Origin of the sequence: Nakamurella multipartita DSM 44233 (assembly GCF_000024365.1) — a bacterium.
Taxonomy (GTDB): domain Bacteria; phylum Actinomycetota; class Actinomycetes; order Mycobacteriales; family Nakamurellaceae; genus Nakamurella; species Nakamurella multipartita.
This window is the reverse complement of sequence record NC_013235.1, coordinates 3,903,402-3,916,016: the sequence shown is the minus strand read 5'-3', so window position 1 is coordinate 3,916,016 and position 12,615 is coordinate 3,903,402. Positions and strand designations below refer to the sequence as shown.

The following is a 12,615-nucleotide window of genomic DNA, read 5'->3' as shown; positions in this document are numbered from 1 at the left end:
CGCCGCACTGAGTTGACCGGAGTTTCGTCATGCGTATCGCGTTGATCGCCACCTGTCTGGGTGACGCGTTGTTCCCCGAGGTGGCCAAGGCCACCACCGTGCTGCTGGAGCGGTTGGGCCACGAGGTGGTCTTCCCGCCCGATCAGGTCTGCTGCGGGCAGATGCACGTCAACACCGGGTACCTGAAAGAGGCGGTGCCGGTGGTCCGGCACCACGTCGAGGTGTTCGAGGCGGCGTCGTTCGACGTGGCGGTCGCCCCGTCCGGATCGTGCGTCGGGTCGGTCCGGCACCAGCAGGCGATGGTCGCCCGCCGCGTCGGGGACACCGCGCTGGCCGACCGGGCCACCGCCCTGGCCGGCCGCACCTACGAACTGTCCGAGCTGCTCGTCGACGTGCTGAAGGTGACCGACGTCGGCGCCTACTACCCGCACCGGGTCACCTACCACCCCACCTGCCACTCGCTGCGGATGCTGCGGGTCGGCGACAAGCCGCTGCAGCTGCTGCGCGCGGTCCAGGGCATCGACCTGGTCGAGCTGCCCGGCGCCGACCAGTGCTGCGGATTCGGCGGCACCTTCTCCATCAAGAACGCCGACACCAGCTCGGCGATGCTGGCCGACAAGGTCGGCAACATCGTCGGCACCGGCGCCGACCGGTGCACCGCCGGCGACGCGTCCTGCCTGATGAACATCGGCGGCGGCCTGTCCCGCCAGGACACCGGCATCCGCACCATCCACCTGGCCCAGATCCTGGCCTCGACCCGTGAGCAGGTCGCCGCATGATGCAGGCGTGCCGAACGAATCATCGACACAGTTGCCGGCGCCGCGTCCAGGTCGCCGAGCCCGCGAGGCGAGTTGGAAAGGCGACGGCATGAGCACCTTCCTGGGCATCCCGAGAAAGCACGCGGCGCAGGAGGAATCACCGCTGCGCGGCACCCTGCCGTTCCCGAAGGCGGCCCGCAAGGAACTCGCCAACGGTCAGCTGCGGCGCAACCTGGCCCACGCCACCTCGGTGATCCGGACCAAGCGGGCGCAGGTCGTGGACGAGATGCCCGACTGGGAAGCGCTGCGCGATGCCGGCGCGGCGACCAAGACCCAGGTGATGTCGAACCTGCCCGCGCTGCTGGAACAGTTCGAGGCCAACGTCATCGCCCGCGGCGGCGTCGTGCACTGGGCCACCGACGCCCAGGAGGCCAACCGGATCGTCACCGACCTGGTCCGCGCGCAGGGCGTCGACGAGGTCATCAAGGTCAAATCGATGGCCACCCAGGAAATCGGCCTCAACGAGTACCTCGAGGACAACGGCATCGCCGCGGTCGAGACCGACCTGGCCGAACTGATCGTCCAACTCGGCCACGACAAGCCCTCCCACATCCTGGTCCCGGCCATCCACCGCAACCGCACCGAGGTCCGCGACATCTTCCTCGCCGAGATGGCAGACGCACCCGCCGATCTGACCGACGAGCCGCGCCGCCTGGCGATGGCCGCCCGGGAACACCTGCGCCGTAAGTTCCTGCGCAGCAAGGTTGCGATCTCCGGCACGAACTTCGGCATTGCCGAGACCGGCACCATCGGCGTCGTGGAGTCCGAGGGCAACGGCCGGATGTGCGTGACCCTGCCCGACACGTTGATCACCGTGATGGGCATCGAAAAGATCCTGCCCACGTTCACCGACCTGGAAGTGTTCCTGCAACTGCTGCCCCGCTCCTCGACCGGGGAACGGATGAACCCGTACACCTCGCTGTGGACCGGCGTCACCCCCGGCGACGGCCCACAGAACTTCCATCTCATCCTGCTCGACAACGGCCGCACCAACGCCCTGGCCGACCAGGTCGGCCGGGCCGCGCTGCACTGCATCCGCTGCTCGGCCTGCCTGAATGTCTGCCCGGTCTACGAACGCACCGGCGGCCACGCCTACGGCTCGGTCTACCCGGGTCCGATCGGCGCCGTCCTGACCCCGCAGCTGACCGGAATGCACGGTCATGGTGACGTCAACTCGACCCTGCCCTACGCCTCATCCCTCTGCGGCGCCTGCTACGACGTGTGCCCGGTCAAGATCCCCATCCCCGACCTGCTGGTCGAACTGCGCGGCCGCGCCGTCGATGCCGATCGCGGTCGCACCATTCCCGGCGGGTGGGACGCCGCGATGAAGGCCGCATCCTGGATCATGAGCAACCCCACCCGGTTCGCCGCCGTCGAAAAGGGCCTGGCCGCCGGCCGTCTCGTCGCGGGGAAGGATCAGAAGATCAAACACCTGCCGTTCCCCGGGTCCGCCTGGACTCACAGCAAGGACATGCCCGCACCCCCGAAGCAGACGTTCCGGCAATGGTGGAAACAAACCCATCCGGACACCGATCAGCCGGGGGGCCCGGCATGAGCAGCCGTGACGCCGTGCTGAACCGCATCCGCGCCGCCCTGGCCGCCGATACGGCCCCGCCACCGCCGATCCCCCGCGACTACATCCGCGTCGGCGACAACCCGCCCGGCAGCCCGCCCGTGCTCGAACTCATGGTCGACCGGCTCATCGACTACAAGGCCGTGGTCCGCGAAGTCACCCCCGACCAACTCGCGGACGCCATCGACGATGCCCTGACCGGCTCGCGTTCGGTGGTCATCGCTCAGGACCTGGACCCGGACCTGGCCGCTGCTGCCGCCCGCTCGAACCGGACCGTCACCATCGACGGCAACCCCGCCGTGCTGACCCCCGCCGAACTCGACTCGATCGACGCGGTCATCACCACCGCCAAGGTCGGCATCGCCCTGTCCGGCACCATCACCCTGGACGGCGGCCCCGGCCAAGGACGCCGCGCCATCACCCTGGTCCCGGACTTCCACCTGATCGTGCTGCACGCGGACCAGATCGTGCAGACCGTCCCCGAGGCCATCGCCCGGCTCGACCCTCTCCGGCCGCTGACCATGATCGCCGGGCCGTCCGCGACCAGCGACATCGAACTGGAACGCGTCGAGGGGGTGCACGGACCGCGCACCCTGTACGTGCTCATCGTCGGCTAGTCGACCGGCGACACCGTGATCGAGGGGCGTGTGTGTAGGGGGCAATCGGGAGGCCGCAGGAGGGGTGTAGTCGCGCTAAGCCTTCCCCAAGGCCTCGATCCACATGCAGCGACGAGCGGTGGGCATCCCTCGTGTCATGCATTTCTTGGTGTCGACCGGCGGGCGGTTCAGCCCGACCGTTCCGGGCCTCCGGGCCACCCCAGCTAGGAGAGCAGACGCCTGAACCACCACCAACACCCATCCAACTGAAGTGACAACAGGAGACCGTGATGAGGGAGCCCGAAGCAGCGACGACACCCTTGCTGACACCCCGGCAAGCACAGATTCTGGCCTACATCGGCGAGGGCATGACCAACCGGGAGATAGGGCAACGACTGGGACTGGCCGAACAGACGATCAAGAACTCTGTCACGCTGATCCTGGCCGCCCTCGGCGTGACCCGCCGCGCCCACGCCGCCATCTACGCCGCCAACACCAGAAATGGCAAGTCCGGACGAATCCAGCGTCAGGAACGAGGCTTACTGCCCGCCTCACACGATCGTCGCGTGGACTCAGTCGGGATCACGCTCTGATGGAACCCGCACCCCTGCTCCCAGTCTCCGAACAATGGAACTGGCAGTTGGACGCCACATGTCGGGGTATGGATGTGGAGATATTCTTCCACCCCGCGAGCGAACGAAAACGCCAGAAACAGCGACGGATCGACCAGGCAAAGGCAATCTGCCATGACTGCCCGGTTCTCCAGGACTGCCGCCGGCACGCCCTGCGAACCCGCGAACCATACGGAATCTGGGGCGGTCTGTCCGAGGAAGAACGCGCAGAGATCCTCGGAGTAGGGAACCTGCGATACCCGGCCCCACGACACCAAAAATACTCGGCGCTCGAGCCGATCGCCGCGCCGCCCCATTACCTGGCGTCACCGCCCGCCCGCAGACCCGAATCCGCGAGTACTGCATGAGTTGGGCCGGATGCAGGTCGTGGTGCGCCAATACGGCACCTGCTGTCCCTGCACGGCAACGAACACGCCGCCACAGCCGCTGCAAGCAAGCTGACCATCAAGGCGCAGAATGTTCGCCAAGAACCGCATCAACCTGGTCGACACACGCGTTGGTTCCGAGACGCCCATCGACGCGATCGGCGAGGAGGTCGCCGCGAATCCCGGCTACGCGGGATTCGTGATCTCGACCCTTCCGCAGGAACCTTCACGATGGATTCGGATGGACCTCCTAGCCGCCGTCGAGAGTCATCCCAGGGCTCGGCATCTGGCACATGTCCCGAACGGGATGTCTAGTAGCCAATCGGTTTCACAATCGGCCCTTTTGAGGCTGCTGGCGGAGAAGGCATCCGTTACAAGAGCGTCGCCGCGGGAGACCCCCGGCCGCTACGAGCCGTGCGCGTCGTTCCGGGGTCGTCCGCGAGGGGCTTCAGGTTCCGGACCGGAGGCGCCGCGAGCGGGGCGGATCGGGTAGCAGTACGCCGGTCAAGCAGAGCTGGTCGCACACGTCGCGCAGTTTCAGGTTGGTCACCGACGAGGTGCGGACCAACATCGCGAACGCGACGTCGGGGGTCACCTGGAACCGTTCCATCAGGATGCCCTTGGCCTGACCGATGACGTCACGGTGAGTCAATGCCCGGTTGATGTCTTCCACGCGGCGGGCTCCGGTCAGCGCGACCGCGGCGTGCGCGGCGAACACCGCGGCCATGGTAGGGGCTTCCTCGTCCTGGACGAAGTCCAGGGTCCGGCTCATCAGGCTCAACACGCCCAGCCGCCGCCCGGCCGCTTCCATCGGGGTGCAGATGATCACCCGAACACCCAGCTCGGTGGCCCGGGCGGCGAACTCCGGCCATCGTGGATCGGTCTGCAGGTCGCCGGTCATGACCTGCTTGTTGTCCCGCAGCGCGTCCAGGCAAGGGCCTTCGCCGCTGGTGTTCTGGGCATCCATCACGGACCGGGCCACCGCGTCACCTTCGGCGATCGGAGCGTGCAGCAGACCCTGCCGGTCGAGGTTCTCCACCGCGGCGGCGGCCGTGCCGGGGATCACCAGAACGGCGCCGGCCACGATCTGCTCGACCAACGTCGGCACCGGCCCGGAGCGGGTCTCGTTCAGGAACGACAGCGCGGTCTGGGCCACCAACTCGGCGAACTCGTTAACCCCGGCGGCCTCCAGCCGGTCGTCCGCTTGCTCCTGATGGATCCATGGCCTACTCCCTCGGTCAAGCACCGGTCGCCGGGCGGGCGAGCCCGCCCCAGCGTAGAAGGCAACCTCGGGCCCAAATCTGGCTGCGACCAAGGCCCCGGTTTCGGCGGCAATGCCACCGTGCGGGACAGCCCGACGGTGGGGTGAAACTGCGGAGTTTGTTGGTCACTGCCGCTACACCCATTGGGGTGTTATTTGTTGCAGCTGGCTAACCTGCTAACAGGTGGGGATTGCGGGTGGTGCGGCGACTCAACAGGCGCTTCGTGAAGCCGCGTCGTGGGGATCCGCGTCGTCCGAGCGATGGGTCGACGATTCCCGGCGGTGCAGAAGCCAGCGTTGCACCGCCGGGGTTCCCACCTCCGAGAATCGTCGAGTTTGAGGGAGTGTCATGAGCGTCAACACCGAGCCGTACACGAACGGGGCCGCGCGGGCCCGGCAGGCCACCGAGCAGTCGGTGGACACCTGGAAGCGGGGCGTCAAGGCGCTCACCGACCGGGCCGACCTGGTGACCCGGTGTTGACCACCGCTCTGGATGATGGCCGCTGACCTGTCTTTCGTCATGGGTGCTGCCGACGAACGTGCGCGGGTGTGCGGTCAAGCCCAGCTGAGTGGTGTACGTGACGAGGTCCGGCCGCCGGTGATCTTCGTTGGTCAGGCGGCGGTGGTGATCGCGGGCGTGGTGCTGGTGTCCTCCTTCGCGTCGGGTCCGTTGGCGGTCTGGGAGCGGGCCAGGACGTCGATGCCAAGGTAGCGGCGGCCCTCGGTCCATTCGTCGTGCTGTTCGGCCAGGACGGCGCCGACGAGGCGGATCAGAGCGCCCCGGTCGGGGAAGATCCCGACGACGTCGGTCCGGCGGCGGATCTCTTTGTTGAGCCGTTCCTGAGGATTGTTGGACCAGATCTGCCGCCAGATCTGCTTCGGGAACGGGGTGAACGCGAGCAGGTCGGCCCGGGCCTGGTCGAGGTGATCGGCGACCGCGGGCAGCTTCTCGGCGAGCGTGTCGATCACCCGGTCGAACTGGGCAGCCACGGCTTTCGCGTCGACCTGGTCGTAGATCGAGTGCAGCATGGTCCGCACCCACGGCCAGCTGCTCTTCGGGGTGATCGACATCAGGTTCACCGCGTAATGCGTGCGGCATCGCTGCCACGAGGCACCCGGCAGGGTCGCGCCGATCGCGGCGACCAGGCCGCTGTGCGCGTCGCTGGTGACCAGCCGGACCCCGGACAAGCGCCGGGCGACCAGGCCACGCAGGAACGCCAACCAGCCGGCGCCGTCCTCGCGGCTGGTCACGTCCAGGCCCAGGATCTCGCGATGCCCGTCACCGTTGACCCCGGTCGCGAGCAGGGCGTGGACCTGCACGACCCGGCCGCCCTCGCGGACCTTCCAGGACCAGCGCGTCGGCCGCGAGGAACGTGTACGGGCCCTGGTCCAGCGGCCGGGTGCGGAACGCCTCGACCTGCTCGTCCAGGTCGCGGGCCATCACCGACACCTGCGACTTGGACAGCGACGTCACGCCCAGCGCCTGGACCAGTTTCTCCACCCGCCGGGTCGAGACCCCGAGCAGGTACGAGGTCGCGACGACGGAGACCAGGGCGCGTTCGGCGCGGGTCCGCCGTTCCAGCAGCCAGTCCGGGAAGTACGACCCGGACCGCAGTTTCGGCACCGCGACGTCCAGGGTGCCGACCCGGGTGTCGAAGTCCCGGTGTCGGTAGCCGTTGCGGGAGTTCACCCGGTCCGGGCTGCGTTCGCCGTAGCCGGCGCCGCACAGGGCGTCGGCCTCGGCGCCCATCAGCGTCTGAATGAACGTGGACAGCATCGAGCGGAGCAGGTCCGGGCTCGCCGACGCGAGCATGTCGCCGACCATGGTCGTGGGGTCGTTAGGCTGTGCAGTGGTCATCGCGTGATGTCTCCTTCGACAGACTGTGAGAGGTCCTTCGAAGCCTCACGCGGTGGCCGTCCTCGTCCCGGGACCGACACGCCCCGACCTGCCTGGTCAGGGGGTCAAGGTCGATCAGTGGTCGTACACCACTCTGGTGGACTCAACTCGCCGATCGGCGCGTCGCTGGACTGTGGTCATCGGTGGTGGCGGGATTCTGCCGGTATGAAGCTGAAGATCGGTGGCCGTCATTTTGGTCTGGTCGATGCGCCGGACCTGTCAGATGGACTGTGTAAGGGGTGTGGCATCTAGCGTCTGAGGAGTAGCTGTGACGATTGATGGCATGCCGAGATTGACCCCGCAGGAGCGGGCCGAGCGTCGTCGGGTGCAGGCTGAGTTGGCTGCGGATCTGAAGGCCTCGGGTGCGCTGGACGGGGTGTTCGCCCGCATCGATGCCGGGGAGCCGCTGACCGGCGACAGCGGGGTGCTGGGCGGGATGCTCAAGGCTGCGTTGGAACGCGGTCTGGAAGCGGAGCTGACCGACCACGTCGGCTACGACAAGGGCGCCGTGGACGCGGCCGAGTACGACAATTCCCGCAACGGTCACTACGCCAAGACGGTGTCCAGCGAGATCGGTGACATCGAATTGCGGGTCCCTCGGGACCGGGCCGGGACGTTCACCCCGATGCTGGTCGGCAAGGGGCAGCGCCGGCTGGACGGCATCGACGGGATGATCATCTCGCTGTACGCGGGCGGGATGACGTTGCGGGACATCGCCCACCACCTGGCGACCACGGTCGGGGTGGACCTGTCCCACGAGACGATCAGCAAGATCGTGGACGCGGTCGCCGACGAGGTCCTGGCCTGGCAGCGCCGTCCGTTGGAGCCGATCTACCCGGTGATCTATCTGGACGCCATCACCGTCAAGATCAAAGACGGCGGACACGTGGTGAACAAGGCCGCGAACCTGGCCGTCGGGGTCGACATGGAAGGTATCAAGCACGTTCTCGGGATCTGGGTGCAAACCCATGAGGGCGCCAAGTTCTGGGCCGGGGTGTGCGCCGACCTGGCCAACCGCGGCGTGCAAGACGTGCTGATCGTGTGCTGTGACGGGCTCACAGGGTTCCCCGAGGCCATCGCGGCGACCTGGCCGGCCGCGACCGTGCAAACCTGCGTGGTCCACCTGATCCGCGCGTCGATGCGGTTCGTGTCCTACGGCGACCGCAAAGCCGTCGCTGCCGCGGTCAAACCGATCTACACCGCCAGCTCCGAAGAGGACGCCCTCGCCGCCTTGGAGGCGTTCCGGGACGGGCCCTGGGGGTCGAAGTACCCGTCGGCGGTCCGCTCGTTCCAGGCGGCGTGGGACCGGTTCACCCCGTTCCTGGCGTTCCCGCCGGCCCTGCGCCGGGTCATCTACACCACCAACGCGATCGAGTCGCTGAACTATCAGTTGCGCAAGGTCACCAAGAACCGCGGCCACTTCCCCAACGACGCAGCCGCGGTCAAGCTGCTGTGGTTGGCGATCTGCAACATCGAGGACAAACGAGCCCGCGACCGGGAGAAAGAGCGCGGACTACCCGCCGCCGACCGACGAGCGTCCGGACGCCTCATCCAAGGCGCCGTCACCACCAACTGGAAAGCAGCGCTGGCCCAACTCGCCCTGGTCTATCCCGACCGAATCGAACCCCACCTGTAACCCCCGTCACACCCCTTACACAAAGGACTTGACAGGCTCGATGCGCCGGCACCGCAGGCGCAGGTCGGTCGGGGCCTGACCGCGTTGGAACGGGACGTGATCCAGGCCGGTCACGCCGGGCTCATCCCTGCCCAGATCGCTCGGCAGATCGGCCGGCACCGGGCCACGGTGTGTCGGGAACTGGCTCGTAACCAGGGGCCGGACGGGACGTATTACGCCTCGATCGCACACGTCAAGGCCGCGAACCGGCGCCGCCGACCCAAATCGTTCAAGCTGCGGAGCAATCCCCGGTTGTGCCGGCAGATCGAGCTCTACATGGACCAGGGGTGGAGCCCGGGGTTGATCGCCCAGGTGTTGGCGATCGACCATGCCAGCAACCAGGCTTGGCGGGTGTCCCACGAGACGATCTACCAGTGCCTGTACGTGCAGACCCGCGGCCTGTTACGCGCTGACCTGCACCAACAGCTCAGCCTCAAACGGTCGGCGCGGGTCTCCCGGACCGGCACCCGGCGCGACCCGAGCCCGTTCAAGCAGGCGTACACGATCAGCGACCGGCCGGCCGAGGCGGACGACCGGGCCGTGCCCGGCCACTGGGAGGGCGACCTGATCGTGGGCAAGAACAACGGATCGGCGATCGGCACACTGGTCGAGCGGTCGTCCCGGTTCACCATCTTGTTGCACCTGCCCGGCCGGCACACCGCCGACGAGGTCGCCGCCGCGATGATCGCCCAGATGCGTCGCCTGCCCGAACACCTGCGCCGGTCGGTCACCTGGGACCGCGGCGTCGAGCTCGCCGCCTACCGGGACATCCAGCTGGCCCTGGACACCACCCTGTATTTCTGCGATCCGCGTTCACCGTGGCAACGCGGCACGAACGAGAACACCAACCGGCTGCTGCGGCACTGGTTCGCCAAAGGCACTGACCTGTCCGTGCACACCGCCGCCGACCTCAAACGAGTCCAGGACTCGCTCAACCAACGCCCCCGCCCGACGCTGGGCCTCAGGACCCCAGCCCAAGCCATGGCCCAGTTCCTGGCCCAGGCCGCCTAACGAAACCCCGTGTTGCAACGACCCCTTGACGAGGCCTGCGCCAGAACGGCCCTCTTCCCATGATCAACTCCAGGTCGGGCGGCCGTGCGCCCGCCGGCCGGGCGTCAGCGGCGCACCACCACCGGGTTGCTGGTGCTGCCGGTGATGTTGGCCGGATCGCCCGGCACGAAGGTGGCCGTATAGCTGTGCTGGCCCCTGGCCGGCCGCGGGGCCAGGAAGACGAACAACCCGTGGCTCTGCACCGCGGTCGACCCGACCACGCCGCCGTTGTCGCGGATCTCGACGCTGCCACGGGCGGGCTGGCCGTTGTTCAGGCCGACCGCGCCGACCAGGATCGTGCCCAGGAACGGCACCACCAGGGCCGGTGCCAGCACCGTCACCGACCCGGCCGGGGTGACCGTGACGGTGACCGCCGCCGAGTCGGCCGGCGGCACCCCGCCCGCGCCGGTGTAGTGCGCCACGATCGGATACGGGCCGGCGGGCGTGCTGGACGGCAGCGTGAAGGCGGCCTGGCCGCCCACGACCGGCACGCTCGCCAGCACCGTGCTGCCGGTGCGGAACTCGACCGAGCCGGCCGCGCCGGCGTCCGAGGTGACCACCGTCGCGGTCAGGGTGAGCGGGTTGGCCGCGCCGTAGACCTGTGAGCTGCGATCGGCGGTCAGGGTCACCGACGAGGTGGCGGTGATGGTCAGCGGGATGGTGACCGTGGTGCCGGAGGGGGTGGCGGTGAGCACCAGGTTCCAGGCGCCCGCGGCGATCTGGGCCGGTACGTCGAACTCGACCCGGGCCGCGCCCCCGGACACGGCGAACGCCTCCTTGGCCGCCGGTGCGCCGCCGCCGATCGGCAGCAACGCCGCCTCCAGGCTGCTGTTGGCCGGCGCACCTAGGCTGGTCAGGTCCAGACCGGCCACGTCGAAGGTCACGGTCGCACCGGCAGCCGCGATAGTCGGCTGGTTGGTCACCTTCACCGCGTGCCGGGCGAAGTCGGGCGCCAGCCCGGGGTTTGCCTTCAGGTAGTCGATCCAGGCGTCCCGGTCCACCAGTCCGGAATCCTTCGTGTCCGTGCCGGCGGTGAAGATGCGGAAGTTGTCGCCGCCCTGCAGCAGGAACGAGAAGCTGCCGATGCGGTAGGTCTTGGCCGGATCCAGCGGCCGGTCGTCGATGGTGACCGACGTGATGCGGGAGCCTTCCGGCGCGCTCGGGTCGAAGGTGTAGGTGACGTTGTCGGACAGCCCCAGCTGCAGGTACGGCCGGGTGGGGATGTTGCCGGCGGCGTCGCGCTGCCACTGCTGTTCCAGGGCCGTCTTGAACTGGGCGCCGGTCAGGCTGGTCACGAACAGGTCGTTGGCGAAGGGCAGCACAGCATTGGCCTCGCCGTACATCACCAGACCCGGCCCGTCCTCGGACCAGCTGGCGGTGTTCGCGGCGAAGCACAGGTCGGACCGCAGGCCGCCAGGGTTGACCACCGCGATCTCGGCGCCGCCACGATCACGATCCTTGAGCTGGGCGAGCAGGGCGTTGGCCACCAGGTTGCCCAGCGTGGACTCGGAGGCCCGGTCGTCCCGGCCGGCCCCGGCGACGCACCGATTGACGCCGTCGGGCGGCGTGGCCGGGGTGTACGCGGTGGTGATGTCGGCGGTGATCGAGCCGACCGGCACGTTGCCGCGCTGGTTGGCGACCGCCAGGGCCGCGTCGACGGTGGCCTTGATCGGGGTCAACCGGGCCGGGTACTGGGCGAGCAGGGTCGCGTCGGCGGTGCCGACCCGGGGCACGTTGGCCACGGTGGAGCCGGTCACCGTGTCGGTGTCGCGGTCCACGGTGAGCTTGATCTGCCCGACATTGGCGCCGTAGCTGCCGGTCTGGACGATCGGCCGGGTGCGCGAGGGGTCGCCCGGGACCGGCGCCTGGAAGGCGTAGGCCTGGTGGGTGTGGCCGGTCACGATGGCCGCCACCTTGGGCGAGACGTCGTTGACGATCTCGGCGAAGGCCGGGCTGGCGGCGACGTTCTGATCGAGGGTCTGGCCGCCCTGGGGTGCGCCCTCGTGGAAGGAGGCCACCAGGATCTGGGCCTCGCCATTGGCCGGGTCGCCGTCGGTCAGCTGGTCGGCCACCCGGTTGATCGCCGTCACCGGATCGCCGAACTTCAAGGACGACACCCCGTCCGGGGAGACCAGGGTCGGGGTCTCCACCGTGACCGCGCCGATCACGCCGACGGTGACCCCACCGACCTGGTAGGTGGCGTACTCGGGCAGCACCGGTTGACCGGTCGTCGAGTCGTACACGTTGGCGCCCAGGTAGTCCCACTGCGCGTTCGGGGTGCCGGCCGGGCCGATGACCCGGTCGCGCAGGTCGGCCCAGCCCTGGTCGAACTCGTGGTTGCCGACCGCGGAGACGTCCAGGCCCAGCTCGTTCATCACGTCGATCGTCGGCTGGTCCTGCTGCACGGACGACGCGAACAGGGACGCCCCGATGAAGTCACCGGCGCCGATGAGCAGGGTGTTCGCACCGGATGCTCCGTCGCCCTGCCGCAATCCCTCGACGGTCCCCGCGAACTTGACCGTGTTGGTGTCGATACGCCCGTGAAAGTCGTTGATGGTCAACAGGTTCAGGGTGACCGGGTCCGCTGCCTGGGCCGCCGGGGAGCTGATGATCAACTGGCCAAGGGCCAGGGTGAATGCCGTCCCGACTGCCGCTGCCCGTCGGTTCCATCGCCGCATGGGTCCGCCTTCTGTTTGTTTGTCCGGTACGAGTGATACGACCGTTTCTTCGCCAAACGAAAAGTAGTGA

The 12,615-nt window shown here is 68.4% G+C and carries 9 protein-coding genes and 2 pseudogenes; 8 read left to right on the top strand and 3 right to left on the bottom strand.

Annotation, left to right across the window (positions count from 1 at the left end):
* The first annotated feature begins 29 nt into the window (after positions 1–29).
* The 5 genes from NAMU_RS17630 to NAMU_RS28500 all read left to right on the top strand — a co-directional run bounded on the left by NAMU_RS17630 (position 30) and on the right by NAMU_RS28500 (position 3,966).
* A complete protein-coding gene (locus NAMU_RS17630) occupies positions 30–779 on the top strand; it encodes a (Fe-S)-binding protein (protein WP_015748739.1) in 750 nt (249 codons plus the stop codon).
* A gap of 88 nt (positions 780–867) precedes the next feature.
* Positions 868–2,373, top strand: a complete 1,506-nt coding sequence (locus NAMU_RS17625; RefSeq protein ID WP_015748738.1) for a LutB/LldF family L-lactate oxidation iron-sulfur protein — start codon at positions 868–870, stop codon at positions 2,371–2,373.
* Positions 2,370–3,008 (top strand): LutC/YkgG family protein, encoded by a 639-nt coding sequence (locus NAMU_RS17620; RefSeq protein ID WP_015748737.1) that lies wholly within the window; start codon positions 2,370–2,372, stop codon positions 3,006–3,008. The genes NAMU_RS17625 and NAMU_RS17620 overlap by 4 nt, the downstream gene beginning before the upstream one ends.
* 269 nt (positions 3,009–3,277) lie before the next feature.
* Positions 3,278–3,580 carry a response regulator transcription factor gene (locus NAMU_RS17615; protein ID WP_083786048.1) on the top strand — a complete coding sequence of 101 codons (303 nt, stop codon included), beginning with the start codon at positions 3,278–3,280 and terminating at the stop codon, positions 3,578–3,580.
* On the top strand, positions 3,580–3,966 hold the full coding sequence (locus NAMU_RS28500; protein WP_083785883.1) for a WhiB family transcriptional regulator: 387 nt from the start codon (positions 3,580–3,582) through the stop codon (positions 3,964–3,966). Before NAMU_RS17615 ends, NAMU_RS28500 begins: the two co-directional genes overlap by 1 nt.
* Before the next feature lie 466 nt (positions 3,967–4,432).
* Here the strand turns inward: NAMU_RS28500 and NAMU_RS17610 are convergent, their stop codons facing one another.
* Positions 4,433–5,140, bottom strand: coding sequence for a GAF and ANTAR domain-containing protein (locus tag NAMU_RS17610; protein WP_138180310.1), 708 nt, complete (start codon positions 5,138–5,140; stop codon positions 4,433–4,435).
* 454 nt (positions 5,141–5,594) lie between these two features.
* Here NAMU_RS17610 and NAMU_RS31485 point away from each other — a divergent pair, with 454 nt between their 5' ends.
* Positions 5,595–5,726, top strand: a complete 132-nt coding sequence (locus NAMU_RS31485) for a hypothetical protein (protein ID WP_015748735.1) — start codon at positions 5,595–5,597, stop codon at positions 5,724–5,726.
* Between the two features lie 131 nt (positions 5,727–5,857).
* On the opposite strand, the pseudogene NAMU_RS17605 reads toward NAMU_RS31485, so the two are convergent.
* Positions 5,858–7,103: pseudogene (locus NAMU_RS17605) on the bottom strand (IS256 family transposase).
* A 322-nt stretch (positions 7,104–7,425) separates the two neighbouring features.
* On the opposite strand from NAMU_RS17605, the gene NAMU_RS17600 reads away from it, so the two are divergent.
* Both NAMU_RS17600 and NAMU_RS17595 read left to right on the top strand, forming a co-directional pair.
* Positions 7,426–8,778, top strand: coding sequence for an IS256-like element ISNml4 family transposase (locus tag NAMU_RS17600; protein ID WP_041369108.1), 1,353 nt, complete (start codon positions 7,426–7,428; stop codon positions 8,776–8,778).
* A gap of 57 nt (positions 8,779–8,835) precedes the next feature.
* A pseudogene (locus tag NAMU_RS17595) lies at positions 8,836–9,828 on the top strand (IS30 family transposase); the annotation flags it as partial.
* Positions 9,829–9,932: 104 nt separating this feature from the next.
* Here the strand turns inward: NAMU_RS17595 and NAMU_RS17590 are convergent.
* Entirely contained in the window at positions 9,933–12,545 is a 2,613-nt protein-coding gene (locus tag NAMU_RS17590) for a 5'-nucleotidase C-terminal domain-containing protein (protein WP_015748732.1), read from the bottom strand.
* Between the last annotated feature and the right edge of the window lie 70 nt (positions 12,546–12,615).

Coding starts and splice junctions, on each gene's coding strand:
- NAMU_RS17620 (WP_015748737.1), top strand. CDS start 2,370: ATGAGCAGCCGTGACGCCGTGCTGAACCGCATCCGCGCCGCCCTGGCC.
- NAMU_RS28500 (WP_083785883.1), top strand. CDS start 3,580: ATGGAACCCGCACCCCTGCTCCCAGTCTCCGAACAATGGAACTGGCAG.
- NAMU_RS17600 (WP_041369108.1), top strand. CDS start 7,426: ATGCCGAGATTGACCCCGCAGGAGCGGGCCGAGCGTCGTCGGGTGCAG.
- NAMU_RS31485 (WP_015748735.1), top strand. CDS start 5,595: ATGAGCGTCAACACCGAGCCGTACACGAACGGGGCCGCGCGGGCCCGG.
- NAMU_RS17590 (WP_015748732.1), bottom strand. CDS start 12,545: ATGCGGCGATGGAACCGACGGGCAGCGGCAGTCGGGACGGCATTCACC.
- NAMU_RS17630 (WP_015748739.1), top strand. CDS start 30: ATGCGTATCGCGTTGATCGCCACCTGTCTGGGTGACGCGTTGTTCCCC.
- NAMU_RS17615 (WP_083786048.1), top strand. CDS start 3,278: ATGAGGGAGCCCGAAGCAGCGACGACACCCTTGCTGACACCCCGGCAA.
- NAMU_RS17625 (WP_015748738.1), top strand. CDS start 868: ATGAGCACCTTCCTGGGCATCCCGAGAAAGCACGCGGCGCAGGAGGAA.